Annotated in this window: 23 protein-coding genes, 2 tRNA genes and 1 pseudogene; 7 read left to right on the top strand and 19 right to left on the bottom strand. The window is 67.9% G+C overall.

Features of this window, described 5'->3' with window-relative positions; all coding sequences use genetic code 11:
* Nucleotides 1-168 precede the first annotated feature (168 nt).
* The 6 genes from ACXIZN_RS21525 to ACXIZN_RS21500 form a co-directional block, all read right to left on the bottom strand.
* Complete coding sequence (locus ACXIZN_RS21525) at nt 169-966, bottom strand: methyltransferase domain-containing protein (RefSeq protein WP_457956497.1); 798 nt, start codon at nt 964-966, stop codon at nt 169-171.
* Nucleotides 963-2,207: an MFS transporter gene (locus ACXIZN_RS21520; protein ID WP_457956496.1), complete on the bottom strand. Its 1,245-nt coding sequence runs from the start codon at nt 2,205-2,207 to the stop codon at nt 963-965. The genes ACXIZN_RS21525 and ACXIZN_RS21520 overlap by 4 nt, the downstream gene beginning before the upstream one ends.
* Nucleotides 2,204-3,613, bottom strand: a complete 1,410-nt coding sequence (locus ACXIZN_RS21515; protein ID WP_457956495.1) for a cytochrome P450 — start codon at nt 3,611-3,613, stop codon at nt 2,204-2,206. The genes ACXIZN_RS21520 and ACXIZN_RS21515 overlap by 4 nt, the downstream gene beginning before the upstream one ends.
* A 1,042-nt stretch (nt 3,614-4,655) precedes the next feature.
* Nucleotides 4,656-6,275 (bottom strand): TROVE domain-containing protein, encoded by a 1,620-nt coding sequence (locus tag ACXIZN_RS21510; protein WP_457956494.1) that lies wholly within the window; start codon nt 6,273-6,275, stop codon nt 4,656-4,658.
* Nucleotides 6,276-6,381: 106 nt separating this feature from the next.
* Nucleotides 6,382-6,529, bottom strand: a tRNA-OTHER gene (locus tag ACXIZN_RS21505).
* Between the two features lie 3 nt (nt 6,530-6,532).
* Nucleotides 6,533-6,595 (bottom strand) — tRNA-Ser (locus tag ACXIZN_RS21500).
* A gap of 158 nt (nt 6,596-6,753) precedes the next feature.
* Between ACXIZN_RS21500 and ACXIZN_RS21495 the strand changes: the two genes are divergently transcribed.
* Complete coding sequence (locus tag ACXIZN_RS21495; RefSeq protein WP_457956492.1) at nt 6,754-7,323, top strand: hypothetical protein; 570 nt, start codon at nt 6,754-6,756, stop codon at nt 7,321-7,323.
* A 7-nt stretch (nt 7,324-7,330) separates the two neighbouring features.
* Here ACXIZN_RS21495 and ACXIZN_RS21490 read toward each other — a convergent pair whose 3' ends face one another.
* Entirely contained in the window at nt 7,331-7,723 is a 393-nt protein-coding gene (locus ACXIZN_RS21490; RefSeq protein ID WP_457956490.1) for a MerR family transcriptional regulator, read from the bottom strand.
* 58 nt (nt 7,724-7,781) lie between these two features.
* Here ACXIZN_RS21490 and ACXIZN_RS21485 point away from each other — a divergent pair, with 58 nt between their 5' ends.
* Nucleotides 7,782-9,155 carry an MFS transporter gene (locus ACXIZN_RS21485; RefSeq protein WP_457956488.1) on the top strand — a complete coding sequence of 458 codons (1,374 nt, stop codon included), beginning with the start codon at nt 7,782-7,784 and terminating at the stop codon, nt 9,153-9,155.
* Between the two features lie 5 nt (nt 9,156-9,160).
* Here the strand turns inward: ACXIZN_RS21485 and ACXIZN_RS21480 are convergent, their stop codons facing one another.
* Together ACXIZN_RS21480 and shbA are read right to left on the bottom strand one after the other, a co-directional pair.
* Nucleotides 9,161-9,871 (bottom strand): DUF4190 domain-containing protein, encoded by a 711-nt coding sequence (locus ACXIZN_RS21480; RefSeq protein WP_091597437.1) that lies wholly within the window; start codon nt 9,869-9,871, stop codon nt 9,161-9,163.
* A 121-nt stretch (nt 9,872-9,992) separates the two neighbouring features.
* On the bottom strand, nt 9,993-11,168 hold the full coding sequence (gene shbA, locus ACXIZN_RS21475; protein WP_457960572.1) for an RNA polymerase sigma factor ShbA: 1,176 nt from the start codon (nt 11,166-11,168) through the stop codon (nt 9,993-9,995).
* A 179-nt stretch (nt 11,169-11,347) separates the two neighbouring features.
* Between shbA and ACXIZN_RS21470 the strand changes: the two genes are divergently transcribed.
* Complete coding sequence (locus ACXIZN_RS21470) at nt 11,348-11,599, top strand: WhiB family transcriptional regulator (RefSeq protein WP_126729318.1); 252 nt, start codon at nt 11,348-11,350, stop codon at nt 11,597-11,599.
* Between the two features lie 96 nt (nt 11,600-11,695).
* Here ACXIZN_RS21470 and ACXIZN_RS21465 read toward each other — a convergent pair whose 3' ends face one another.
* Both ACXIZN_RS21465 and ACXIZN_RS21460 read right to left on the bottom strand, forming a co-directional pair.
* Nucleotides 11,696-13,261, bottom strand: a complete 1,566-nt coding sequence (locus ACXIZN_RS21465; RefSeq protein WP_457956486.1) for an MDR family MFS transporter — start codon at nt 13,259-13,261, stop codon at nt 11,696-11,698.
* Nucleotides 13,262-13,297: 36 nt separating this feature from the next.
* On the bottom strand, nt 13,298-13,924 hold the full coding sequence (locus ACXIZN_RS21460) for a TetR/AcrR family transcriptional regulator (RefSeq protein WP_457956484.1): 627 nt from the start codon (nt 13,922-13,924) through the stop codon (nt 13,298-13,300).
* 100 nt (nt 13,925-14,024) lie between these two features.
* On the opposite strand from ACXIZN_RS21460, the gene ACXIZN_RS21455 reads away from it, so the two are divergent.
* A complete protein-coding gene (locus ACXIZN_RS21455; protein ID WP_457960571.1) occupies nt 14,025-14,768 on the top strand; it encodes an SDR family NAD(P)-dependent oxidoreductase in 744 nt (247 codons plus the stop codon).
* A 173-nt stretch (nt 14,769-14,941) separates the two neighbouring features.
* Nucleotides 14,942-16,141: an LCP family protein gene (locus tag ACXIZN_RS21450; RefSeq protein WP_457956483.1), complete on the top strand. Its 1,200-nt coding sequence runs from the start codon at nt 14,942-14,944 to the stop codon at nt 16,139-16,141.
* Nucleotides 16,142-16,558: 417 nt separating this feature from the next.
* Here the strand turns inward: ACXIZN_RS21450 and ACXIZN_RS21445 are convergent, their stop codons facing one another.
* Nucleotides 16,559-16,822 (bottom strand): HNH endonuclease signature motif containing protein, encoded by a 264-nt coding sequence (locus ACXIZN_RS21445; RefSeq protein ID WP_457956481.1) that lies wholly within the window; start codon nt 16,820-16,822, stop codon nt 16,559-16,561.
* Nucleotides 16,823-16,861: 39 nt separating this feature from the next.
* On the opposite strand from ACXIZN_RS21445, the pseudogene ACXIZN_RS21440 reads away from it, so the two are divergent.
* Nucleotides 16,862-16,990 (top strand): annotated as a pseudogene (locus ACXIZN_RS21440) (IS256 family transposase); the annotation flags it as partial.
* 13 nt (nt 16,991-17,003) lie between these two features.
* Here ACXIZN_RS21440 and ACXIZN_RS21435 read toward each other — a convergent pair.
* Nucleotides 17,004-17,468, bottom strand: a complete 465-nt coding sequence (locus tag ACXIZN_RS21435) for a DUF222 domain-containing protein (protein WP_457956480.1) — start codon at nt 17,466-17,468, stop codon at nt 17,004-17,006.
* Between the two features lie 244 nt (nt 17,469-17,712).
* Between ACXIZN_RS21435 and ACXIZN_RS21430 the strand changes: the two genes are divergently transcribed.
* Complete coding sequence (locus ACXIZN_RS21430) at nt 17,713-19,089, top strand: neutral zinc metallopeptidase (protein ID WP_457956479.1); 1,377 nt, start codon at nt 17,713-17,715, stop codon at nt 19,087-19,089.
* 50 nt (nt 19,090-19,139) lie between these two features.
* Here the strand turns inward: ACXIZN_RS21430 and ACXIZN_RS21425 are convergent, their stop codons facing one another.
* The 6 genes from ACXIZN_RS21425 to ACXIZN_RS21400 form a co-directional block, all read right to left on the bottom strand.
* A complete protein-coding gene (locus tag ACXIZN_RS21425; protein WP_457956477.1) occupies nt 19,140-20,309 on the bottom strand; it encodes an acyl-CoA dehydrogenase family protein in 1,170 nt (389 codons plus the stop codon).
* 1 nt (nt 20,310) lies between these two features.
* Entirely contained in the window at nt 20,311-21,237 is a 927-nt protein-coding gene (locus ACXIZN_RS21420; RefSeq protein ID WP_457956475.1) for a 3-hydroxyacyl-CoA dehydrogenase NAD-binding domain-containing protein, read from the bottom strand.
* Nucleotides 21,234-21,980, bottom strand: coding sequence for an acetoacetate decarboxylase (locus ACXIZN_RS21415; protein WP_457956474.1), 747 nt, complete (start codon nt 21,978-21,980; stop codon nt 21,234-21,236). Before ACXIZN_RS21415 ends, ACXIZN_RS21420 begins: the two co-directional genes overlap by 4 nt.
* Nucleotide 21,981: 1 nt before the next feature.
* The gene (locus ACXIZN_RS21410) at nt 21,982-22,746 is read right to left on the bottom strand and encodes a crotonase/enoyl-CoA hydratase family protein (RefSeq protein WP_457956472.1); all 765 of its coding nucleotides are present in this window, start codon (nt 22,744-22,746) and stop codon (nt 21,982-21,984) included.
* 10 nt (nt 22,747-22,756) lie between these two features.
* Nucleotides 22,757-23,914, bottom strand: a complete 1,158-nt coding sequence (locus tag ACXIZN_RS21405) for a CaiB/BaiF CoA transferase family protein (RefSeq protein ID WP_457956471.1) — start codon at nt 23,912-23,914, stop codon at nt 22,757-22,759.
* Between the two features lie 411 nt (nt 23,915-24,325).
* A complete protein-coding gene (locus tag ACXIZN_RS21400) occupies nt 24,326-25,234 on the bottom strand; it encodes a LysR family transcriptional regulator (RefSeq protein WP_457956469.1) in 909 nt (302 codons plus the stop codon).
* Nucleotides 25,235-25,237 lie beyond the last annotated feature (3 nt).

The raw sequence follows: 25,237 nt of genomic DNA, 5'->3' as shown, positions 1-25,237 counted from the left end.
CGGTAGCGGCGCGAGCAGCGCTGGCCGTCTGTGGCCAGCGAGGATTGCAACAAGGGACGCGCCGCGAAGATCTTCGGACGCGGGAGGCCTCGCTGGTCGTTCGTGTCCAGTGAAGTCGCGACCACGGCACGGCGGCAAACGCCCCGACCGGCTCGTTTACCTCGTTCCTCAATAGAGTGTGAGCGCCTTTCTTTCGGTGGACTGCCGGGGCTTCCGGCAGACGAGGAACAGGCTTCCCTCGTCCCACGGCACGTCGAGCCGGCCCGGGTGTTGCCCGTACCCGACGGCGCGCACCGTTTCGACTACGAATCCAGCCCTCTCCGCGAGGACCGATATCTCTCCCAGGGAGAAGTAGTGGACGTACGCTGTGGCCCGCCGGCCCGCCTTCCCGTAGATGACGTCGCGCCGCTCGCCGAGTCCTGCGTCGAGGAGGTGTGTTCCCCACTCGTGCCGGTCATGGAGGTTGAACACGTCCAGTAGTAGCACCCCATCGTCTCGCAGCAGCCGGAACAGTCCGCGCAAGGTGGCGAGTCGCAGCTCGACGGTCGGCAGGTGCCCGAACGACCACAGGCACAGCGCGGCGCTCATCCTGTCCGGCGGCGAATCATCGAGGTCGTCCAGGGACGGCGCCGTCCGGATCCCACGCTGCGCCGCACGAGCCATCATCCCCGGGGCGTTCTCGATGCCGGTCAGCTCGGCCGGGGTCGCGAGTGCGGCGGCGATCTTCACCTCGCGCCGACCGGTGCCGCATCCGAAACTCACCACCCGGCACGGTGACTCCAGCCGCGCGAGCCGCTCGATCACCAGACGGTCGATCGCGTCGCAGTAGAGCCGGCGTTTCGTCGTTCCGGCGTCGAAATCGTCGTATCCGCGGGACTCTTGGTCGAAGTAGTCGAGACACATGTGGACGAGATTCTGCGGTGTGAATCCGTCCACATTGGTCACGAAGTTGTAGGCGGCCTTCACCGGTCGGCTCCTCTCAGCCGCGGCGCCGTGGACGCGGGCCCGGCGATTTCGGACAGATACGGCCGCCCACGTAGCGCGGCCAGACCGCCGACACAACCCAGCAGCCCGGCGACCGCGGCGGCGATCTGTGGTTCGACGATCTGCGCGGCCATACCGATCAGCCCTATGGCGACTCCTTGACTCAGCATGAGCCCAGCCCCCGCAAGAACCATTCCGTGCCCGCGTAACCCTTCGGGCAGGTTCTCTACGTACACCTGGTCCGCGGCGATCGTGTAGGCGCTCGCCGCGCCCACGACGACGAGCGCGGCGAGGACGACCGGGAGCGGAGGATCCACGACCAGCACGCACAGTGGAAGACACATGCCGACGGTCAGCCACGGGACCAGCCGCTGTCTCCGGCGTGAGCTCAGGAATCGTCCGACCAGGATGTCGCCGGGGACCATGCCGCACGCCGGTGCGCCCATCAGCAACCCCACCGCCACGGTCCCGGCACCCAGGTGCTCGGCGTAGGGCGCGGCGAGCGCCCCCGGACTCATCGCGCAGGCAACGGGAACCCACTGCAGAGCCAGCAATCGGCGCAGCCTCGGGCGAGCGAGGATGACTCTGTTGCCCCTCCAAGTCCGCCTGACCGTGCCGTTCGGACGCTCCACCGACATAGCCGGTCGTGGCCTCATCCCCAGCGCGACGACGACGGCGGACAACGCGAACGTGGCGGCATCGATCGCCAGCGCGGTGCGTGGTGTGACCGCCAGAAGCAGGAGCCCACCGAAACCGAATCCCACCACCTGTCCGACCTGGACGGTGATCGACATCAGGGAGCGTCCGATGACATAGCCCTCCGGCCCGAGCAGATCAGGCAGGACCGACTGGCGCGCGCCCCGGAAGACCGCGGCCACCGTACCCGAGCAGAAGACCAACACGAGCAACATCACTGTCGGCATGCCCGGCAGGATCATCGGCACGACACAGCACGCACGCGCGCAATCGCCGAGGATCATGACCCGCCGGGGCGGCAGGGAGTCGACGATGGCCGCGAACGTGGTGATGGCCAATACGTTGGGCAGGAAGCCCGCTGCGGTTGCGGCTGCGGTCAGCAACGGGGAGCCGGTACGGTCGTAGACCAGTACCGCCACCGCCACCTTGCTGAGGATGTCTCCGGCGATCGACACGACGTGTGCGACGAACAACGCGCGGAACTCGCCATTGCGCAGCACGTCGCCGTACGTCGGCCCGCGTGTCACTCGGCTGCCTCAACCTGCCGGGCGGACGGCCCTCTGCCAAGGGAGCCCTTGCGCTCGGTGAACCGAAGCCGCAGCCCGCTCGGGGTGATCTCCCTGCTGGCATCCGGCGTGACGACACATCCGGGGACCGCGTTGATGCGGAACCTGCGCACGACCATGGCCGTCAGCAAGGTCATCTCGATCATGCTCCAGGCCAGGCCCATGCAGATCAGCGGTCCGGCCCCGAATGGTGCGTACGCACACCCCGGCAGGTCTTCGGTCTCCCCGCCCTTCTTCCAGCGGTCCGGCTTGAACGTCTCGGGATCGCTGAACCAGCGCGAATCGCGGTGGATGACATACGGGGCGACCATCATCATCATGCCGGGCAGCACGTCGTACTTCCCGACCATCGTGCGTCGCACCACCTGCCGTCCGGACAGCCAGTTGGGCGGCCACAGCCGCAGTACTTCTTTGACGACCTGCTCCGTGAACGTCAGTTTCCCCGACTGCTCCCACCGAATGTCCGGACCGTCCGGCAGTACGCGTAGCGCTTCGGCCGCCACTTGGTCCTGAACGCCGGGATACTCGGCCAGGAGATGGAAGATCCACGCCATGCCCGGAGCCGGCGCGCCCTGGGCGGCCAGCATTGTGGCGATGAGCGTCTCGCAGATCAGCTGGTCGTCCAGCTGACCAGACCGGCCGGTGGGCGTCATCACGATGCTGAGCAGATCGTCCTCGGCCGACCGCTGCTCGGCGCGGCGCCGATCGATCACCGTCTGGATCCGCCGTTCGAGTTCTCGGTTGGCTGCGGCCACCTTGCGGTTGCGCCGGGTCGGCACCCACGGTGGTACATCCACCGGGCTGGCGATGACGGGTAGCAGCGCCCAGAACAGATCCTGCTCGCCGCCCGCCACGATCGCGGCGTCGGTTTGCCCGAAACAGAGTCGAGCTCCCAGCTGTGAGGTCAGTTTGCGCATGTCCGGCACGACGTCCAGCGTGCCGTCCGCCGCCCACGTATCGAGGTGCTCGGTGATGGCGCCGGCCAGGATCGGAACCTTGGCCTGCAACGCCTTGGGCCGCATGCCACGCATCCGCGACGCCCGGGAATGCGCCCACTGCTCCTGGAGCTTAGGGTCTTCTTTCTGCCTGCGGTGGAGAAAATTTCGATCCGGCACGAAATCCTGGTACGTCCGGCGGTAGACCTCGTCGGCCGCTCCCGGGGCCGCCGCGACGGCGATGCGCCGGTCGAACATCCAGACGTCGCCGAACTCACGGCTGGATTCGACGATGAAACCTAGCCGGTCTTTCTCGTACGCGGAAATATTTCCGCTCAGCAGCTTTCCCCTGGGTCCTGGCGGAAGCATTCCGATCTCCCCTTCGAATGCGGCGACAATCGAGTGTTCGCGTCGAGTGCGGTGGGCGCCCACCGCACTCGACTACCGTGGTACGAGAACTACCTGTCGGCTCAGTACCTGTAGAAACCGGCCATCGTGGCGCGGCCGGTGAGTCGGGCAAGAGTGAACTTCAGCGTGGTCATGCGATACCTCCTGATNGTCGAGTGCGGTGGGCGCCCACCGCACTCGACTACCGTGGTACGAGAACTACCTGTCGGCTCAGTACCTGTAGAAACCGGCCATCGTGGCGCGGCCGGTGAGTCGGGCAAGAGTGAACTTCAGCGTGGTCATGCGATACCTCCTGATGTGAAAGGAATTTCTACCGCGCCAGAGAGAAGTTCCGGAGCTGCCAGTGAACTCCTCGACGCTCCGATGACGGTAGGCCGCAGTGGTCCGTCCTCGCCAAGCTTTTTCGCCACAGCGAAAAAGTGCAGGTCACATCGTCCGTACGGCAGTCCGATGGGGAAAGTTCCTCAATCTGCTTGGTGCTCCAGCTGCAGTTCGTGAACGTGGTGCCATCGCTGGTAGTGGCTTGGTGCTGGTGACGGCGTCGCCGTTGTGACCACCCAGGATGTGAGTGCGAGGGCCATGACGGCGCGGAAGCGGTGGAGACGTTGCCAGCAATGAAGTCTTCCTTCAGCTGGGCGATGGATGTCGCGGTGCAGGATGACGGGAGTGTCTTGATCATTTTGGGGTGGCTGGGGGCCGGCGATGCGGGAGGGGATGCCGTGCCGATGAGCGGCGAGGGCATGGTGGTCCTGCTGGCGGCAAAAGGTGCTGCCGAATGGGCGGCACGTCGTCTCCGATTGGGCTCAGTTGCCGACGTAGAGCCCGATACAGGCCGACACACAGCGGCACTCGGCCGGGCCCGAACTGGCATTGACCTGCGCAAACCGGTGGAATTCAGCATCCGACGACACTGGCTGACATGCCGGAGCTGCGGACTCATAACGCCTTGGCCGTCGGTTCGAGCCCGACCCGGCCCACCAGGACACGCGGCGGGCTCCCGAAACGCCTGAGCGCACAAGGCGGCCACCGAGCAGGACCGTCCGATGAGGACGGTCCCGCCCAGCGGTCAGAACGGCCAGTCGGCGCTCCGGCCCGCTTCGAGGAGCGGAATCATCCGGAAGGCCTGGTCGGTCAGGCCGCCGAAGGTGTGCCGGTTCCCGTGGCCGGACGTCGAATGGCCGTGCTGGTAGCCCGCGAGGTTCCACGTGTACAGCGCCGTGTCCCTCGGCACCGCCTCGTCGACGTTGCCCGCCGAGTGCTGCTCGTCGGTCAGGATCACGAGCCGGTCGTGCTCCGGACGCAGGTGCCGCTGGACCGCGCCGACGGTGTCGGTGCCGGCGCCGATGAAGTAGCCACCGTTCTTCCACCGGTCAAGCGCACGCAGCAGCGACTCGCCGCCGCGGACTTCGAAGTCCTTCGAACCGGTGCCGCCGTAGTAGCCGTTCGAGAACGACACGACATCCGCCGTCTCGCAGCGGGCCGCGAGCGCGATCCCGAAGATCGCGGCCGCGTCCCAGCGCATCAACGTTCCGTCCTTGCTGAAACCGGCGTTCATCGACCCCGAGGTGTCGACCAGGATCAGTGTCCGCCCGGTGAGGCGGGGCACGTTCGACAGCGACTCGGAGATCGCCTTTTCCAGCGCGTACGACCAGCGAAGCGACGGCGCCGCCCGATACGCCGAGAGGAACCTCATCGGGAACTGCCGCGACTTCGCCACCTGCTCCGGATCGGCCAGGCGCGCCGCGACCCGCTCGGCGACCTCGTCGGACACGTCCGCCTGGTCGAAGTTCCGGAGGTTCCGCAGGAGCGCCATGTAGCCCATGGCCGGGATCACGGCTTCCCACGCCCGCACGTCCATGGGGCCCTGGAGCCAGCCTGCCAGCGACTCCCACGTCATACCCGCCTGCCGGAGAACCGACCGCGCGGTGTCGAGTTCGGGGCCGCGGAACAGGTCGCGTCGCTTCTCCTCGTCCCACGCCATGAGTTCCGCGCGGGCGCCGAGGACCGGCAATTCGACGGGGATCTCCCGGCCGGGGTTGAACCGGACGTCGACGATGTGCTTGAACAGGGCGTCCTGCGCCGCGTCCTTCGGGTCCGGGTGGGCCAGGCCGAGGACGTCGGCGAACCGGAAGGCGCGCGCGTCGGAATCCCACTTGAGGAAGGACTTTTCGTGGAAGAGCCGCACGGCCGCGTCGGCGACGCCACGCTTGACCGGCTTCGGGATCTTCCTGCCGTACAGGGAGGTCCAGTACGCGAGGAGCTCGCCCGGCTCGTCGGCGCGCTGGAGCACGGAGTCGACGACGGCGCGGTTCGCGGTGGTGGCGGCGTACGGCCGGTCGTCCGTCGCGGCGGTGAGCCGGGCGCGGACGTATTCGGCGGCGCCGACGATCGCGGCGGTACGCATGTTCGCTTCCGTGCGGAGCCAGCGCAGGAACCGCGCCGTCCACTCGGGATCGGCGAGTGCGGCCTTCCGGACGAGGGCGGCGTAACGCGTGTCGCGCTCGTCGCCCGTCTCGTAGAAGGTGTTCTCGCCGACCATGTTGGTGACGGCGAGCAGGAACAGCTCGGACCTGGTGTCCCGCCGATAGCCGTCCCCGCCTTCGTGGGTGACGCCGCCGGGGCTCCGCTCACCGGCGATCGGTGAGCTTGTCGCCGGGCGGGTGCCCGCGGTGTTGAACTTCGACACCTCGACCCTCGTTTCGTTCGAGGGGAGCTTCGACTCCGGATGTGGCCCGAGAAAAAGTCGGCGACGGTGCTTGTCCAATGCTCTACCGATTGAGCTACCGGCAGGATGCCTGCCGGGCGGGGCTCGAACCCGCGACCCTTGGAATACGGTGAAGTATCCGTCTCCTGCGCACCGGGCACATCTGAAGTTGTGGGCTCCCGAGAAATAGTCGGTGACGGTGACGAAAGTGACCTTGGCCGCTGGTCGACGCGGGCCGGAGCCCGCGGCGGGATTCGAACCCGCGTCTCTCCTGTGAAAGAGGAAGTAACCGTTACCCGCGCACCGGGAGTGCTCGCCCAAGCTAACAGAGCGCTCGCGTCCACGTCGCCGGAATTACCGGTCTCCTCGTTGTGCGTCAGATGACGCAGACGGCGTGCGCGCCGCCGTGTCACCGTCCTCGCACCGGCGGGAACAGCAGCCGGGGGAGAGGGGAACGGAAATGTGTGCTGCCCACAAGACATCGGTCGCCACGGGGATCGTCCTGGTCGCGGCCGTGCTGGCCGGTTGCGCGCCGGATCCGGCACCGGCCGCCCGGCAGGCGGCGCCTTCGCCGTCCGCCGCGGATCCGGCCGCGGCGGTGGCCTGGATGAACGGCTTCTGCGGCGCGGTCAAGGATTTCGTCGAGGGCAACAACACGATGCCGTCGGCGAGCGGGGAGACCGTCGAGGCCATCAAAAAGAGCACCAGCGCGCAACTCGGGCACTACGCGGGGATCCTGGCCAAGACGGTCGACGGTCTCAGCGCGCTGCCCGCCGCGCCGGTTCCCGCCGGAGACACGGCGAAGCGGGACTTCCTCGCGAAGTACACCTCGGCACGCGACAAGACCGTGAAAGCGAAGGCGGATCTGGACGCGGCGGGGAAGGACGACACCGCCGCGCAAGGCCGTGCGGTCGACGGGCTCATGGCCGCCCAGAAGGACACGCACGGCGCGCTCGACCCGGTCGCGGCCATCCTGGGGGCTCCCGAGCTCAAGACGGCCGCGGCGACCGCGGAACGCTGCCGCCCGTGAGCCCGTCCTAGCCGAGGCCGCCCAGCCGGGCGGCCTCGTGCTCGACGGCGGGCGGCGCGGTGGCGATCACCTGGTCGAGGGTGCGGCGGGCGGTGGTCAGTTCGGCGATCGCGGAACTGAGCCTGGCGCGTTCCCGATGCAGGTCCACCACCAGCTCCGGGCAGTCGGCGATGAGCCTGCCGCCGTCGGAACCCATACAGGGCAGCAGATCGGCGATCGTGGTGGTGGACAGGCCCGCGGCGAGGAGGTTGCGGATGTGCTCGACGGTGGTGACGTCGGCTTCGGCGTACACGCGATAGCCGCTCGGGAGACGTTCGGGCCGCAGCAGTCCTTGTTCCTCGTAATAGCGCAGAAGACGCTGGCTGACACCGGTCCTGCGTTCCAGTTCGCTGATGCGCACGGCCCCTCCGCAACTCGCCCTTGACTCTCACATCTATGTGAGACTTTAGCGTCGAGGCATGCCCGACCGACAACTCGAAATCTCCGCGGGGCCACGGGAATGGCTCGGCCTCGCCGTGCTCGTCCTGCCGACCGCGTTGCTGTCCATGGACGCCACGGTGCTCTACCTGGCGCTTCCCAGTCTTTCCGCCGAGCTGGCCCCGAGCCCAGGCCAGCTGCTGTGGATCTCCGACGCCTACGGCTTCCTGGTGGCCGGTTTCCTCGTCACCATGGGCACGCTGGGCGACCGCATCGGCAGGCGACGGCTGCTGCTGATCGGCGCGGCGGCCTTCCTGGTCGTTTCGGTACTGGCGGCCCACGCGCCGTCGGCCGAACTGCTGATCGTCGCTCGCGGGTTGCTCGGCATCGCCGGTGCCACGCTCATGCCGTCCACCCTCGCGCTGATCGGGAACATGTTCGGTGATCCTCGTCAGCGCGGTGTCGCGATCGGACTGTGGTCCGCCGGCCTGTCCGGCGGAGTGGCGCTCGGTCCGGTGGCGGGCGGGCTGCTGCTCGAGTGGTTCTGGTGGGGTTCGGTGTTCCTGCTCGCCGTCCCGGTGATGGTCCTGTTGCTGATCGCCGGCCCGTTCCTGCTGCCGGAGCACCGCGACCCCGAGCCCGGCAAGCTGGACCTCGCGAGCGTGGGCCTGTCCCTGGCGACCGTGCTTCCGATCGTCTACGGCATCAAGCATCTCGCGGAGGGCGGGTCGGTGGTGGCGGGCGGGGCCGCGCTGTTGCTCGGCGGCGGCGCCGGAATCGTGTTCCTGCGGCGGCAGCGGTGGTTGAGCGTGCCTTTGGTCGACCTCCGGTTGTTCGCGGCGCGGCCGTTCCGGAACGCGCTGCTGGTCCTTCTCGCCGCGCTCGCCTGCGTCGCCGGGATTTATCTGTTCGCCGCGCTCTACCTCCAGCAGGAAGCCGATCTGTCTCCGATCGCGGCCGGGATGTGGCTGGTGCCTTCCGCGGTCGCGATGGTCTTCACGTCGGTCGCGGCTCCGGCGCTGGCTCGCCGGATCCCGGCCCACCGCCTGTTCGCGTCGTCCTTGGTCGTGTCGGCACTCGGCTTCGGCGTGCTGGCCTTGACGCCGGCCGAAGAGGGGATCGCGCCGCTGGTCGCCGGTCTCGTGCTGATCTACCTCGGCCTGGGGCCGGTGATGGCGCTGAGCACGGAGATCGTGGTCGGCGCGGCACCACCGGGCCGGGCCGGTGCGGCGTCGGCGTTGTCGGAGACCAGCGTGGAGTTCGGGCTGGCACTCGGGGTCGCCGTCCTCGGCAGCGTCGGCACCTTCGTCCAGCGCGGGCACGGTTTCACCACCGGACTCGCCGTGGTCGCGGCGATCGGTGTGGTGGTGCTGTGCGGGCTCGCCGTGCTCGCCGTCAGGCGACCGGGTGCCTGATCGGCTCAGTTGCCGAGCGAGCCGATGTTCTCGTTCGCGTGCGCGATGCCGTACTCCTCGGCGCTGGCTTCCTTGATGACCTTGCCGTCGACCTCGATGGTGACCTTGATCGAGCCCTTGCCGCTGCCCTGCGCCAGGATGCTGACCATCTGCAGAGCCTCACCGGCAGGCAGCTTGATCGTCTTCTCCCACGGGAGCTTGACGTTGGCTTCCTGGTTGCTGGTGGTCATTCCGTCGGTCGTGTAGGTGATGTTGCCCGCCTTGGCACCGCCGGTCCCGGTCACCCGGTAGACCACCGTGCGCTCGGTGGCCTGCTGTTTGGCGGGCTGTTCCGGCGCGGACGTTCCCGCTTCGTTGCCCGGCGGGACACCGGGTGCGGAAATCGGCGCCGTCGGAAGCGAATTCGCCGCGTCGACGACGGCCTTGCTGAACACGACCGTCCAGAGAATGCAGATGACCAAGCCCACCGCGGACAGAATGATGCCGGTGAGAGCGAGGCCCTTGTTGGTCGCGACGCCGCTTTTCGCGCGGGAAAAACCGATTCCGGCGAGGATGAGCCCGACGATGACGAGCGGCCAGGCGATGACGCCGACGAACGGGATCGGGGAGAACAACAGGCCGACGAGGCCGAGTACGAACCCCGCGGTGCCCAATCCGTTACGTGGAGGCGTGGCGACGGGAGGCGCCTGATAGGGGTACGGCGAGGGAGTGGTCACGATGATCCTTTCGCATGTCTTCGCGTGGAGATCGGCGTGACGTATTCCCGTGTTACGTCCCGGCGTTCGCGATTTTCGTGCGAATCGGAAACGGCAGTATGTTACGAAAAAAGGGTAACGATCAAGCATCCGTGAGGATTTTCCGCAATCGCGTCAAAGCCCGGTGCTGCGCCACCCGCACGGCTCCCGCCGTCGAGCCGACCACACCGGCGGTCTCCTCGGCGGACAGGCCGACGACGACCCGCAACACGACGATCTCCCGCTGTTTGTCCGGCAGGATCCGCAGTAGTTCGCCCATGCGGTCGCTCAGTTCGTTGTGCAGCGTTTGCTGTTCGGGACCGGCGGTTTCCGAGATCCCGTCGGGGACTTCGGCGACGGGTTCGGTGCGGTTGCGGGCGGCGGCGCGGCGGGCGTCGGCGACCTTGTGGTGGGCGATGCCGTAGACGAAGGCGAGGAACGGCCGTCCTCGTTCACGGTAGGTCGGCAGCGCGCGGAGGATCGCCACGCAGACCTCCTGCGCGACGTCGTCCGCCGAGGCGTAAGTCCGTTCCTGCCTGCCGATCCGCGCCCGGCAGTACCGGATCACGAGCGGGCGGATGGTGGCCAGCAGCTGGTTCAGGGCGCGCCGGTCGCCTCGCCCGGCGGCCGCGACGGGTTCGTCGAGGGTGTACCAGCGCGACGGCGTCACCTGTTCGGGTTCCGACTCCGCCGGGGCGCCGGGCGCCACCAGCGCGAGTTCCCTGATCATCGCGCGGTTCTTGATCCGGGACAGGGTGTCGTCGACGTCGAGTCCCGTCCTCAGCGCGTCGATGAAGGCGCTGTTGGCGCTGTCCAGATCGTCGACGAAGGCGGGGTCGTGCTCCGCCAGACGGTCACGCGCGTGGCGGAGGGTCGCGCCGACCGCGTCGTCCGCGATGCCGAGCACCCCGGCGATCTCCCGCGACGAGTAGCCGTCCAGTGCCCACGCCATGCCGAGTTGCTGGCGTTTCGGCAGCTTGCCCAGCATCGTCAGGACGGACGACGCCTCGTCGGCGAGGGCGCTGAGCTTGTCCTCCCGGCCGGCGTCGTCGAAGACCCAGTCGGCCCTGGTCGCCGTCTGTTCCTTCGCCCGCCGAAGCCCGACTCGGCGGACCCACGCCTTCGGCTGCGTGATGCCCGGCCACCCTTCGTAGGCGTTCAGCATCGCCTCCGCGGCCGCGTCCCGCGCCGGATCCAGCGCGAAGCCCGCCTTGCACAGAAAGCCGGTGAGCAGCGGAAATTCGGCGTGGAAGAACTCGTCGAACCCGTCGTGGCCCATCACCCGCACTCACCGCTCTCCGCCGCCTGACGCGAATGCCCTCACAGGGACAGGTGCAGTGAGCGGGCCGCTGAGTGTAACGATTCGGTCAAGGTGATGTTTGGGTGGCGTACGCGGCCGGATACCCGGAAGTCGTTTGACGAGGAAGGGAAAATCGAGAAAAAGGAGGTGATAGGAAAATGGAAATGAGGATGGCGGGTGACCTGAGCGAGGCCGCTTGCCGCGGTGAGGATCCCGAACTGTTCTTCCCGGTCACCGAAACCGGTCCCGGCGCCCGGCAGGCTGCCAGGGCGAAGGCCGTCTGCGCCCGGTGCCCGGTCACTTCGGCCTGCCTGGCCTACGCCGTGGAAAACGGGTTGGCCCATGGAGTTTTCGGCGGGCTGACCGGTAGCGAGCGACGCCACGTGATTCGCGTCGGCAGTGCCGCCTGAAGCATTCGATCGTGTTGCCGAATTTCCGTCGTGTTCTTCGTGCGCGCGAAAAAAGAGGGGCCCGGTTCCGTGAACCGGGCCCCTCTGTCATGACGGTCAGGCGGCGGCGGTCTCCTCGGCCAGCCGCTCGTTGCCCGACTGGGTCTTGAGCGGCTTGTGCTTGAGGAACGCGACCGCGACGACGACCAGCAGCGCGATCGGCGCGCTGATCAGGAACAGCTCGCTGGTCGCCTCCCCGTAGGCGTCGCGGACGACGTTCGCGACCGGTTCGGGCAGCGTGGCGATGTTCGGCACCGCGCCGCCTTCGCCGCCGCCGGGCAGCGGCCCGAGCTTCTCACTCATCAGCGCGACGACCCGGTTCGCGAGCACCGCGCCGAGCGCGCTCACCCCGATGGAACCGCCGAGGCTGCGGAAGAACGACAGCGTGGAGGTCGCCGTGCCGAGGTCGTGCGCGTCGACGTCGTTCTGGGACACCAGGACCAGGTTCTGCATCAGCATGCCGACACCCACGCCCAGCAGCACCATGTACGCGCCGAGGACGACGAGGTTCGTCTTCGCGTCGATGGTGCCCAGCAGGCCGAGGCCCGCGGTCATCAGCGAAGCGCCGAGCAGCAGGTGGCTCTTCCACTTGCCGGTGCGGCTGATCAGCTGGCCGGAGACCGTGGAGGACACCAGGATGCCGAAGATCATCGGCAGGCTCAGCAGCCCGGCCACCGTCGGCGACTTGCCGAGCGAGAGCTGGAAGTACTGCGACAGGAACACCGTTCCGCCGAACATCGCGACACCGACGAGGAAACTCGCCAGGGTGGTCAGGGCGACCGTGTGGTTGCGGAACAGGCTCAGCGGCAGGATCGGCTCGGCCACCTTCGACTCGACGTAGACGGCGAGGGCGAGGATGACCACACCGGCGCTCACCAGGCCGACCGTCCACCAGGAGCCCCAGGCGAACTGGTGCCCGGCCAGCGACGACCAGACCAGCAGCGTCGAGACACCGGCCATGATCAGGAACGCGCCGAGGTAGTCGACCTTCACGTCACGTTTGATCGTCGGCAGGTTCAAGGTGCGCTGCAGCAGCAGGATCGCCGCGATCGCGAACGGGACACCGAGGAAGAAGCACCAGCGCCAGCCGAGCCACGAGGTGTCCACCATGACGCCGCCGATCAGCGGACCCGCGATGGTCCCGACGGCGAACACGGCGCCGAAGATGCCCGAGTACTTCCCGAGCTCCCGCGGGGAGACGATGGCGGCCATGATCACCTGCGCGAGCGCGGTGAGCCCGCCCGCGCCGATGCCCTGCGCGACCCGGCTGCCGATCAGGAGCTCGATGTTGCCCGCGAACCCGGCGACCAGCGAACCGACCACGAACAGGCCGAGCGAGAGCTGGATCAGCAGCTTCTTGTTGTACAGGTCGGAAAGCTTGCCCCAGAGCGGAACCGTCGCGGTCATCGCGAGCAGTTCGGTGGTGACCACCCAGGTGTAGGAGGCCTGTGAGCCGCCGAGTTCGGAGACGATCCGCGGCAGCGCGTTCGCGACCACGGTCGAGGCGAGGATGGCGACGAACATGCCCATCATCAGCCCCGACATCGCTTCGAGGACCTGTCTGCGGTCCATCGAGCCCGCCGGGGCCTCCGGTTCACGTGGTTCGGTCGTGGATACGGACATGGGCGTCCCCCTTCGTGTTCTGTGGTGCCGGGCGCGTCAGCGCGCGCGGCCGCCGGGCTCCGGGAACCCGGCGAGAAGTGTTTCGACGGCGTCGTCCAGCAGGTCGAGCGCGGACACTCGCCCGTCGCGCTGGTACCAGAGCATGAGCACGGCGTTCACCGCGCCGCCGAGCGTGGACAGCAGCAGCGTCGGGTACAGCTCGGCTTTGGGGTCCACGCCGGTGCGGCGCGCGATCGCCTCGATCAGCGGCGCGATGGTGTCGTGGTTCATGGCCACCGCGCGCGAATGCAGGGTGGCGTTCTCCTGGATGGCCTTCATCCGGCCGAGCCACTCTTCGCGGTTCTCGTCGACCTGGGCGAAGTCTTCCTTCATCGCGTCGACGAAGGCGCGTGGAGTGCCGACTTCCTTCGGCGTGGCAAGGAACTTGTCGATGGTGCGCTGGGTCCTCTCGGCCGTGTCGGCGTGCGCGATGACGACGGCGTCCTCTTTGGAGGCGAAGTAGTTGAAGAAGGTGCGCGGTGAAACCCCCGCCGCCGCGCTGATGTCCTCGACCGTCACGTGGTCCAGGCCGCGTTCGGCGACGAGCCGGACGGCGGTGGTCGCCAGCGCGCGGTGGGTTTCCAGCCGTTTGCGCTCGCGGAGACCTTTGACGGGTTCGGGCATGAGCATGACGATACGCCTGAAGATGCAGATACTGCAAAATTGCAGTCTGTGAAGCGTGCCACTGGTGAACGGCGACTGGCCGCCTGGCAGACTGCGGCGGGTGAGCGGAACGGTGCTGGTACTGGGCGGACGCAGCGAGATCGGCCTCGCGGTCGCGGAACGGCTCGCCAAGGGCGGGGCGCGCCGGATCGTGCTGGCCGCGCGACGGAGCGCGGACCTCGGCGCGGAGTCCCGGCGACTGCTGGCCGCGGGGGCGGAAGCGGTCGAAGCCGTCGAGTTCGACGCCGACGACCTCGCCGGGCATGGCCCGTTCCTGGAGAAGGTCGTCTCGGACCACGGGCCGCTCGACGTCGTCGTCACCGCTTTCGGGATCCTCGGCGACCAGGCGCGCGCCGAAGCGGACGCCGCACACGCCGTCGCGATCGTCCACACGGACTATGTGGCTCATGTGAGTGTGCTGACGCATGTGGCGAATGTGCTTCGTGAGCAAGGAAACGGAAGCCTGGTGGTCTTCTCGTCGGTCGCCGGGGTGCGGGTCCGGCGGGCGAACTACGTCTACGGATCGGCGAAAGCCGGCCTCGACGGTTTCGCGAGCGGCCTGGCCGACGCCCTGCACGACACCGGCGTGCACCTCCTGCTCGTCCGGCCCGGGTTCGTGATCGGGCGGATGACCGAGGGAATGTCGCCCGCACCGTTCTCCAGCACTCCGGATCAGGTCGCCGACGCGACGGTCGCCGCGCTGCGGAAGCGGCGGGGAACCGTGTGGGTGCCGGGACTTCTGAGGCTGGTGTTCTCCGTGATGCGCGTGGTGCCACGCGCGATCTGGCGCCGGATGCCCCGCTAGGGAGCGCTGCGCGGTCGATCCGGTACTCGGTGTCGCGGCCGGTTGTCTGCTTGATCACTCCGGCTGGTCCGAACGGGCTTTAAGACCCGGTTATGACACGTTTCTCAGGTAATTCCCAGCTAACGCGGTGATCCTCGAATGCGGGGGATCATTCACGGAAGCGGGGAGAAGTCGTGCTGCTCACGTCGCGAGGACGGCGGATCGGCGGCCGCGTCGCACTGGGCCTGGTGTCGACGGCCGTACTGGGTGTCACGGGTTTCGCGTGGACCCAGCTGAGCCGTTTGGACCAAGCGATCGTCACGGCCGACGTCATCGCGCCCTCCGCCCAGATGCCCGTGGGCCCGGCGGGGGAACCGCTGAAGGTGGCGCAGAACATCCTGCTCGTCGGCATCGACTCCCGCACCGACACGAACGGGAACCCGTTGCCGCAGAACGTCCTCGACGCGTTGCACGCCGGGGACAGCGACGACGGCGGTGACACCACCGACACGATGATCATCGTCCACATCCCGGCGGGCGGCGCGGCCGCGACGGCCATCTCGATCCCGCGTGATTCCTATGTGGACATCGCGGGCGGGCTCGGCAAGCACAAGATCAATTCGGCGTACAGCCGCGGCAAGAACGCCGCGATGAACTCGCTGCGCGCGCAGGGCCTCTCCGGTCCGGAGCTCGAGGTCAAGGCCAACGAGGCGGGCGCCAAACTCACGATCCAGACGATCGAGCGGTTCACCGGGCTGTCGATCAACCACTACGCGGCGGTCAACCTCGCCGGGTTCTCCGCGCTGAGCGAAGCCGTCGGCGGCGTCGAGGTCTGCCTCAATGAAGCGGTGCAGGACAAGTTCTCCGGGGCGTCGTTCCCGGCGGGCAAACAGCTGCTCTCCGGGCCGCAGGCGCTCGCCTTCGTGCGGCAGCGGCACGGGCTGCCCAGCGACCTCGACCGCATCGCCCGGCAGCAGGCGTTCCTGTCGAGTATGGCCAAGACCGTCCTGGACGCCGGGACCTTCACCGATCCCACCAGGCTGAGCGCGCTGGTCGGCGCGGTCCAGGGTTCGGTCGTGCTCGACCGCGGCTGGGACGTGCTCAGCTTCGCGCAGCATTTGCGGGGGATGAGTTCCGGGGCGCTGAAGTTCCAGACGATCCCGGTCCAGAGCCTCTCCCTGCCGACGCCGTCGGACGGCGACGCGGTGAAGGTGGATCCGGCCGAGGTGCAGGCGTTCGTGAAGGCCGCGCTGAACTCGACGAGCGTCGCCGCGGTGGGGGAGCCGACCGGCGGGATCGGGATCAAGCCGGTCGCGGCGACTTCTTCGATCGCCGCGCCGCCTTCGTCGTCCGGTGCTTCCGCGCCGCCCGCGGGGGCCGGCTGCGTGAACTGAGCGGTGTGGTCTGGCGGGCCCGGACTGGAGTAGGAGGAACTCCGGGCTTCGGCTGCGATCGCGTCGTGGCGAGTAGTGAGGGACTCCTTCACTACCCTCACGGTAGGCAAGGAGTCCTTCGCGACCCGGCTGGTGGGCATGCCGAGGGGTCCGCTGCCGGGTGTGACGGGCGGTTTCTCGGAGCGGATTCCTTTGGTGGATGGGATGCGTCCGGCGACCAGCCGCCGGGGCGAGACTCATCTTGAGCCTGTGGCCTCTGCTGGTTGGAGTCTTCCGCTGTCGCAAGCTGTGTGGATCTCGGGACGTCAGATGTCCCGAAATCCACACAGTCGTGCGTGATCGGTCCGGTCAGGCCGGGTGGCAGCTGGGCATGCCGAAGGGCCCGTCGCCGGTGTGGCTGGCGGGCTCTTCGGGGGTTCAGCGGTGGTGCAGGGTGTTGCGGCGAGGTTGTCGGAGCGGGTCTCGGTACTGCGGTGGGATGAATTCCGGTAATCCGTCGGCGGCCATGCGGACTTCCCAGTCACCGTGGTGGATCAGCCGGTGGTGGAAACCACATAGCAGCACGAGATTGCGGAGGTCGGTGGGTCCGTTGTCTGCCCAGTGGACGATGTGGTGGGCGTGGCAGTTCTTGGGTTTCCGATGGCAGCCGGGGAAGGCGCAGCCGCCGTCGCGGATGTTCAACGCGCGTCGTTGCCCTGGGGTGACGAATCGTCGTAGCNACTCCTCTACCTCGGACTCCGGAACATCACCAGCCACCGCGGAGGACCATCAGGAACCGGAACCTGGGGATGGAAACAAGCACTCAACACACTTGTCGTACTCTTCCCCGACCGCCTACCAATCCACTAACATAACCACACAATCATCCGTGGCTTACACGGAAATCATGACAGGGCCCGAGGATCTTCTCCGCGACCGCCCGATCCTCAACCGAGGTATCGGCAGGGAGCCTCTTCAAGATCTCCAGAATCTGATCGATCCGCTCATCCCCGACCAGTCCTTCGGCGGCGACCGCGGCGGTCGCAGGCGCGACAGGAGGAACCTCCGTGCCATCCAAAGCGCGGGTGGGATTCAGGGCGGCCGCCCGCTTCACCACCGCACCTGCCTCGGCACGCGACAACCCCGCCATCTCCGCGTACCAGCTCGCCGTACTGCCATGCCCGAACAAATCCTTGGCACCCCGAGACTCGACCTCCGCCAGAAACCGCCCCAAACCAGCGGTGGCCATCCTGATCACCCGCAACGACTGCTGCACACCATGCGCAAGCTCCAGCTTGCCGGCACGCCACAGTTCTTGCGCCAACTCGGGGAGGAAGGTCTCGGACACCCCTCAATAATACCCGAACAAATAGAACACATGTTCGTAATTTTACGTGACAAGCGAAATGTGCGAACAACACTGAAGGGTGATTGGTCACGAAACGTCGATTACTCTGATGCAATCAGTCGGCTAAATGCGAAGGTGATCGCGCCGGTCGCCCCCGTGAGCGTCCCAAGATTCTTTTGAACCGCCTCGCGCCGCCGTCCGTGTCCCTGGAGTCAGGGGTGGCCACGGCGACGGGGATGGTGTGATGAAGCGCTGGACGATCCTGGTGAGTCTCGCCCTCTGTCTCGTCGGGTGTGCCGCGACCGTGGGCGGAGTGGCGCAACCGGTGGATCCCACCAGGGTCGCCGGGCTCGAGGTCACCGACGGTCCCAGCGGTCTCAAACCCGGCGTCCTGGACGCCGGACTCCCGGTCGACGGTGGCGACGGCGGCGAGATCGACCGGCTCGCGGCCAACGCTGTCGCCGACGTCCAGCGGTACTGGCGCGAGCATCTGCCCGCGACCTTCGAACGCGAGTTCCGGCCGCTGAGCACTCTCGTCTCCTACGATTCGGCGGGCCGCGGCCGCGTGATCTGCGGTGCCTCGACGGCGGGTCTGGTGAACGCCTTCTATTGCTCGGGGCCGGACGTCGTCGCCTGGGATCGCGGGGAGTTGCTGCCGTCGCTCAACGATTCCCTCGGCCCGGCGGCGGTCATGGCCGTACTCGCCCACGAGATCGGCCACGCCGTCCAGTTCCGGCTGGGGCTGCCCGCCGCGAGCCCGTCGATCGTCAAGGAGCAGCAGGCCGACTGCTACACCGGGGCGTACTTCCGCTGGGTGGCCGAGGGCCGGTCGCCGATGTTCCAGGTGTCCACCGGCCGCGGGCTCAACGAAGTGCTCACGGCGTTGTTCCGGATCCGGGACTCCGCGGGGGTGGCCTTCGACGACGACGGCGCGCACGGCAACGCGTTCGACCGGGTGTCCGCGTTCCAGTTCGGTTTCACCGACGGGCCCGCCCGGTGCGCGAAGATCGACGAGCGTGAGATCGAGGGCCGGAGCACCCAGGCCGGATCCGGTTCGGCGGCGGAGAACGTCCGCCTCGACGACCGTCGGGCACTCGCCGACCTCACCACCAGCCTGCGGCAGGCCTTCCGGCTCGCGGCCACCCCGCCGACACTCACCACCGGAGCCGCCTGCGGCGTGACGGCGGAGGCCGCGCTCGCGTCGTATTGCTCGGAGTCCAACCAGATCAACCTCGACCTCGACGGCCTGGTCCGCATCGGCACCCCGCCGCGCAGGGGACGGCAGGGCGGCATCGGTGACTTCGCCGCGTTCGCGGAGGTCGCGTCCCGCTACACGCTCGCGGTCCAGCAGGAGGGCGGATTCCGGCTCGACGGACCGGTGGCCGCGCAGCGCACCGCCTGCTTGACCGGGTTCTGGGCGTCGACCCTCGTGGACGGCGGGGCCCTCGCGTTGTCACCGGGCGACCTCGACGAGGCCATCGCCGAGATGCTGACGCGGAACAGCCTGATCGCGGCGGACGTCCGGGGCCGGACACTCCCGGCCGGGTTCGCGAGGGTCGCCGCCTTCCGCGACGGCTTCTCGTCCGGCGGTCAAAAGACTTGCGGTGACAAGTATCGCTAGACGCGTGTGAAGGCCCCTGCGAGAAGGGGCCTTCACACGCGAAGCGGGGCTTACACGAAGGCGCTCTGGCCGGTGATCGCCTTCCCGACGATCAGCGTGTTCATCTCCCGGGTGCCTTCGAACGAGTAGATCGCCTCGGCGTCGGTGAAGAACCGCATGATGTCGTTGTCCAGCACGATCCCGTTGCCGCCGAAGATCTCGCGGCCCCAGGCGACGACCTCCCGCATCCGCGAGGTCACGAAGGCCTTCGCCAGCGACGAGTGTTCGTCCTTGAAGATCCCGGCGTCCTGCAGCCTGGCCAACTGCACCAGCATGCCCCACGACGCGGTGATGTTGCCGAGGCTCTTCACCAGCAGGTCCTGTACCAGCTGGAACCGCGCGATCGGACGGCCGAACTGCTCGCGCTCCTTGGCGTAGTCCAGCGCCAGCTCGTAGGCGCCGATCATCACGCCCAGCGCCTGCCAGGCCACGCCGCCGCGGGTCGCGCGCAGGATCTCGGCGACGTCGCGGAAGGAATCGATGCCCTGCAGCCGGTTGGCCTCCGGCACCCGCACGTCGGTCAGCGTGATCTCGGCGTTCTCCACGATCCGGAACGCGAACTTGTTCTCGATCTTGATCGGCACGAATCCCGGCGAGTCCTTCTCGACCACGAAACCCTTGACGTGGTTGTCCGCCTCATCGCGGGCCCACACGATGACGAGGTCCGCGAAGGTCGCGTTGCCGATCCACTTCTTGGCGCCGTTGAGGATCCAGGTGTCGCCCTCGCGGCGGGCCGTCGTCCGCATGCCGCCGGCGACGTCGGAACCGCCGAGCGGCTCGGTCATCGCGAAGGCGCCGATCTTGTCCATCGCGGCCATCGACGGGAGCCAGCGGTCGCGCTGTTCCTGGTCGCCGCCCGAGTAGATGCTGTACATCGCGAGTCCGTTGTGGACACCGAAGAACGTCGCCACCGACGGGTCCGTGCGCGTCATCTCCATCGCCATCATGCCGCTGAGCAGGTGGCTGGTGGCCGGAAGGTGCTCGCCGTAGCCCTCGTAGGGCAGTCCGGCGAGGCCGAGCTCGCGGAACTTGCCGACGAGTTCGTGCGGGAACTCGCCCTTGGCCCAGTACTCGTTCACCAGCGGCTTGACCTCGGCGCGCATGAAGTCACGCGTCTTGAGCAGCAGCTTGCGCTCCTCCTCGGGCAGCAGGTCCTCGTAGGCGTAGAAGTCGGCGGTCATTTCAGTTCTCCTCCCTGGCACTGTCCAAAGCGGACAGCACCGCGAGCTGCTTGCGGTCGCGCGTCTCGGCGAGTTCCGAGTACGTGGAGGAGCCGTAAGCGGATTCCACGGCTTCGATGAGCCGTTCCTGTTCTTCGGGGTCCTGCGAGGGCGTGCCCAGGCCCGCCCACATCTGCTTCATCGACTTGCCGATGTGCTCGGCCATGTGACGGTAGCCGCCGGGGCCACCGCCCAGATGCGAGCCGAGGAACGGCCCGACGGTCGACCAGCGGACGCCGAGCGAGTTCGTCATCACGGCGTCCAATTCGGACGGTGACACGACTCCCTGTTCCACCAGGTAGATCGCCTCGCGGCTCAGCGCGTTCTGCAGCCGGTTGCCGACGAAGCCGGGGATCTCCTTGCGTTCCACCACCGGCGTGCGGCCGGTGAACCGGTAGAACTCGACGGCCCGATCGACCGACTCGGAGCTGGTTCGCTCACCGGGCACGACCTCGACCAGCGGGATCAGGTGCGGCGGGTTGAACGGGTGTCCGATCAAGACCCGCGACGCGTCGTCCAGCTCCGAGGCGAACGCGGTCGAAGGAATCGCCGAAGACGAGCTGAGCAACAAAGCGTGAGCCGGCGCCTCGCGGACCAGCGTCGCGAAGAGGTCCTTTTTGAACTCGACGTTCTCGGGTCCGTTCTCCTGCACGACATCCGCGTCGCGGACGGCTTCGGAGACATCCGCGGCGAGGTGGACGCGAGGGGCGAGGTCCGCGGCGGTCCGGCCGAGATGCGGGGCGAACGTCTCCAGCGCGCCGGCGACGGCGTCGGCGAGATCCGGCCGCGGGTCCGAGACCCGGACCTCCATGCCGTGCGCGGCGAACAACGCCGTCCACGACAGGCCGATGGTGCCCGCGCCGATCACCGCGGCGGTGCGAAAAGTCATGACCGAGCTCCCTTCAAGTAGTCGAAGACCGGCTTGACCGGGGCGAGTGTCAGGTCGGTGAGGATGTGGCTCGCGGAAACGACCTCCAGCACCGGGAGATCGGCGAGCGGGGCCAGCACGTGCTGGAACAGTTGCAGCCGCGCCGGCCCGGTCCACGCTTCCTTGACCACCACGTCGGTGATCTCGGTGCGGACCAGTTCGAAGACCCGGGGCGAACCGTCGTAGCCCGCGATGGTCTTGAGCATGAACGTCGGCACGGTGATCTGCGTTTCGGCCTCGGCCACGTCCAGCCGGTGGTGCTTGTAGCCCATGGTCGCGGTCGCGACGCGCTGGCTGCCGTAGTCGAGCGTCCCGACGAGCGCGCCGCTCTCGGCGAACAACCTCGGCGAGCCGATGGTCTTCGGGTAGGCGCTGATCTCGCGGCCGGACGCGGTGGCCGGGAAGTTGTCGAGGTACATCGCGTGCAGGTACTCGCCGCGCTCGCCCTCGAAACTCACCGGGATCGCCTGCCCGGACTCGGTGTAGGGCCCGTAACCGCTGACGTCGCCCATCTTCATCACCTCGAACCGCACCAGCGGCTCGTCGATCTCCAGCGGCTCCGGTACGACGGCGCGCAGGGCGCCGGCGTCGGTGCGGTAGACGATGTTCAGGTACTCGCGGTTCGTGAACCGGGGCACCACCGGCGCGTAAGCCGGGTTCGTGAGCGGCGTGGTCACATGCCGGAGAACGTCTTGCTGCTTCATCTCACTCACCTGTCCACTGTGGAGCGCGGCGCTCGGCGAAGGCCTGCATGCCCTCGCGGACGTCGGCCGACTTCATCAGCGCCGGAAGTTCCGAACGCTGGGTGGCAAACGCTTGCGCGTCGGGGACGCCGTCCGCCGCGCGGACGATCTTCTTGACCAGGGCGAGCGCCAGGGGAGCGTTGGCGGCGATCTGTTCGGCCAGTTGCAGCGCGACCGCGGCGGCCTCCCCGCTCGGGACGACCCGGTTCACCAGACCGAGGGTTCCGGCGCGTTCGGCGCCGATCGGCTCGCCGGTGAGCAGGAACTCCATCGCCAGGTGGTGCGGGATCCGCTTCGGCAGCCGGATCACGCCACCGCCGGCGGCGATCAGGCCGCGTTTGACCTCGGGCAGCCCGAACTTCGCGTCTTCGGCGGCGACGATCAGGTCGCAGCCGAGCGCCAGCTCGAAGCCGCCGCCCATCGCCCAGCCTTCGACGGCCGCGATCAGCGGCTTCGACAGCTCGGCTTCCGTCACGCCGCCGAACCCGCGCCCGGGGATCTCGGGAGACTCGCCCTTCAGCGCCGCCTTGAGGTCCATCCCGGCGCTGAACGAACCGTCCGCGCCGGTCAGGACCCCGGCCCGCAGCGCGGGATCGAACTCCAGCAGGTCGAGTGCTTCGGCAAGGCCCGCCGCGACGGCGGCGTTCACCGCGTTGCGGGCCGATGGCCGGTCGATCGTGATCAGCAGCGTGCCGCCGACCTTCTCTGTCCGTACTTCGGTGCTCATGGTCTCTTCCTCAGCGGGTGGTGGTGAGTTCGCGCAGGACCTCTTCGGTGTCCTGACCCGGCAGGGGTGCCAGGCGCCGGACGGAACCGGGGGTCGCGGAGAACTTCACGGGGATGCCGATGGTGCGGATCGAGCCCTCGCTCGGGTGCTCGACGACGTCGAGCAGGTGGCCGTCGCGGACGTACTCGTCGTCCTGCGCCTTGTCGAGTTCGAGGACGGGGGCCATCGGGATGCTGTGCTTCGCGCAGACCTCGGTCCACTCCTCGGTGGTCAGCGCCGGGGCGCATTCGGCGATCATCGCGGCCAGCGCCTCGTGGTCGGCGCCGTCGATCGCGTCGCCGTTGACCCGCGGGTCCTCGGCCAGTTCCGGCCGCCCGGCGGCGTGGAAGAAGTCGCGGAAGTTGCGCGGGTTGTACGGGATCACGCAGGCCATGCCGTCCTTGGTGTGCACCGCCTGGTGGCCGGGGTTCATGGACGGGCCGAAGCCGGTGGGGCCCTCCGCGGGCTCGAAGACGTGCCCGGCGAGGTGCTCGACGAGGTTGAACGCGATCAGCGTGTCCGTCATCGGGATCTCGACCCGCTGGCCCTCGCCGGTCCGGTCTCGGTGCACCAGCGCGGCGAGCACGGTGTAGGCGATGGTCAGGGAGGAGACCTTGTCGCCGATGATCGTCGGAAGGTAGACCGGCTTGCCCAGAGCGCGGTTCGCGACGTCGACCAGCCCGGACGACGCCTGCACGGTCTCGTCGTAGGCGGCGTGCCCGGCGCGGTCGGAGTCGCCGCGGAAACCCTGCGCGTGGGCGTAGACCAGGCCGGGGTTGCGGGCGGCGAGGTCGGCGTAGTCCATGCCGAGCCTGCTCAGCGCGCCGGGGCGCATGTTGGTGATCAGCACGTCGGCGGTGTCGATCAGTTCGAGCGCCTGCTCGCGCTCCGCTTCGTCCTTGAGGTTGAGGGCGACGCTGCGCTTGTTTCGGTTCACGTTCAGGTTGAGCGGAGTCATGCCCGGCGTCGTGCGGAACCTGCCCACCCGCACGGTGTCGGCGGGGGACTCGATCTTGATCACGTCGGCGCCGAGGTCGCCGAGGATCTGCGCGGCGTACGGGCCCATGACGACCGTCGAGAGGTCGATCACGCGAACGCCGTCCAGCGGGCCGGTGGCGGTCTGAGTCATTTTGCTTCCCTTCGCCGTTGTTCGCTCTACAACCGAAATTAGGCGCGAATTGCGGAAAAGGGAATGATCAAGAAACGAAGAATGGTATGACCACGGCGGTCATACCATTCTTGGGGTGGGGGATCGTGGTCGCGAGTGGGCGCTGTTTCGTTCTGTCCTGGCTGTCCGCGTGCCGGTCTCGGATGTCGCGAAAGCCACTTTCGGGACGTTGGATGTCCTGAANGGTATGACCACGGCGGTCATACCATTCTTGGGGTGGGGGATCGTGGTCGCGAGTGGGCGCTGTTTCGTTCTGTCCTGGCTGTCCGCGTGCCGGTCTCGGATGTCGCGAAAGCCACTTTCGGGACGTTGGATGTCCTGAAAGTGGCTTTCGCGACACCGTCTTCCCGTCAGGCTGCCGCGGGGTCTCGGTCAGGTCGAAAGCGGTTCGGCGAAGATCTCCCGCACCCCGGCCACCAGTTCGGCGAGGTCGCCCTCCTCGGCCCGGTCCCGTCGCCAGACCAAGGCGGTCTCCAGCCGGGGCCGGAAATCCGAGAACGGGAGGATGGTGGCGCCGTCGACGAGGAACAGATGCATTGGGCTGGCCGGATCCAGCATCGTGATCGAGAACGACGAACCGTTCGCCACCAGCTCGGAAATGCCCGAATATTCGGTTCCGCCGACTTTGAGCCTTTTCTTGATGCCCGCGTTCGACAGTGTGTGGTCCATATCGTCCGAATAGGCCGGAATGCTTTCCGAGGCGGACGGGATATAGGACAGATCGCTCAATTCGGCGATGGTGACGGTGTCCCGTCCGGCGAACCGGTCGGCCGGGACGACGGCGCCGAGCCGCTCCACCTGCACCGGGACGATCTCCAGCGCGGGATCGGTGACCGGCATCCGGACCAGCGACAACGCCAGTTTGCCCTGGTGCACCGCGGCGACCAGGTCGGGTGTCGTGCCCGGCCAGCGCTTGAGTTCGAAGTGGTCGCGGCAGCGTTCTTCGAGACGTTTGACCCGTTCCCGCAGGGCCGGGTGCACGCCGGCGGGGATGCCGATGAACACGGTGCTGCGCCGGGGTTTCACCGCCTCCTGCAGCCGCCAGGGGATCGCGTTGACCTGTTCGACGACGTCCCGCGCGATCGGCAGCAGCGCGGCGCCCGCCGCGGTGAGCGTGACGTGATGCGTGCTGCGGTCGAACAGCCGGTGCCCCAGTTCGTGTTCGAGATCCTTGATGCGCTGGCTCAGCGGGGAGGCGGCCATATGCAGTCTGCGGGCCGCCTGGGAGAAGTTCAGTTCCTCGGCGACGGCCACGAAATACCGCAGGTGCAACATCTCCACGCG

This window comes from Amycolatopsis sp. TRM77291, from assembly GCF_054166285.1.
This window is presented reverse-complemented; position numbering and strand designations above follow the sequence as displayed.

What these genes read in the sequence shown, in the direction of transcription:
- ACXIZN_RS21495 (WP_457956492.1), top strand. Translation starts at nt 6,754, where the DNA reads ATGTGTGCTGCCCACAAGACATCGGTCGCCACGGGGATCGTCCTGGTC.
- ACXIZN_RS21485 (WP_457956488.1), top strand. Translation starts at nt 7,782, where the DNA reads ATGCCCGACCGACAACTCGAAATCTCCGCGGGGCCACGGGAATGGCTC.
- shbA (WP_457960572.1), bottom strand. Translation starts at nt 11,168, where the DNA reads ATGGGCCACGACGGGTTCGACGAGTTCTTCCACGCCGAATTTCCGCTG.
- ACXIZN_RS21470 (WP_126729318.1), top strand. Translation starts at nt 11,348, where the DNA reads ATGGAAATGAGGATGGCGGGTGACCTGAGCGAGGCCGCTTGCCGCGGT.
- ACXIZN_RS21465 (WP_457956486.1), bottom strand. Translation starts at nt 13,261, where the DNA reads ATGTCCGTATCCACGACCGAACCACGTGAACCGGAGGCCCCGGCGGGC.
- ACXIZN_RS21460 (WP_457956484.1), bottom strand. Translation starts at nt 13,924, where the DNA reads ATGCCCGAACCCGTCAAAGGTCTCCGCGAGCGCAAACGGCTGGAAACC.
- ACXIZN_RS21430 (WP_457956479.1), top strand. Translation starts at nt 17,713, where the DNA reads ATGAAGCGCTGGACGATCCTGGTGAGTCTCGCCCTCTGTCTCGTCGGG.
- ACXIZN_RS21425 (WP_457956477.1), bottom strand. Translation starts at nt 20,309, where the DNA reads ATGACCGCCGACTTCTACGCCTACGAGGACCTGCTGCCCGAGGAGGAG.
- ACXIZN_RS21420 (WP_457956475.1), bottom strand. Translation starts at nt 21,237, where the DNA reads ATGACTTTTCGCACCGCCGCGGTGATCGGCGCGGGCACCATCGGCCTG.
- ACXIZN_RS21415 (WP_457956474.1), bottom strand. Translation starts at nt 21,980, where the DNA reads ATGAAGCAGCAAGACGTTCTCCGGCATGTGACCACGCCGCTCACGAAC.
- ACXIZN_RS21410 (WP_457956472.1), bottom strand. Translation starts at nt 22,746, where the DNA reads ATGAGCACCGAAGTACGGACAGAGAAGGTCGGCGGCACGCTGCTGATC.
- ACXIZN_RS21405 (WP_457956471.1), bottom strand. Translation starts at nt 23,914, where the DNA reads ATGACTCAGACCGCCACCGGCCCGCTGGACGGCGTTCGCGTGATCGAC.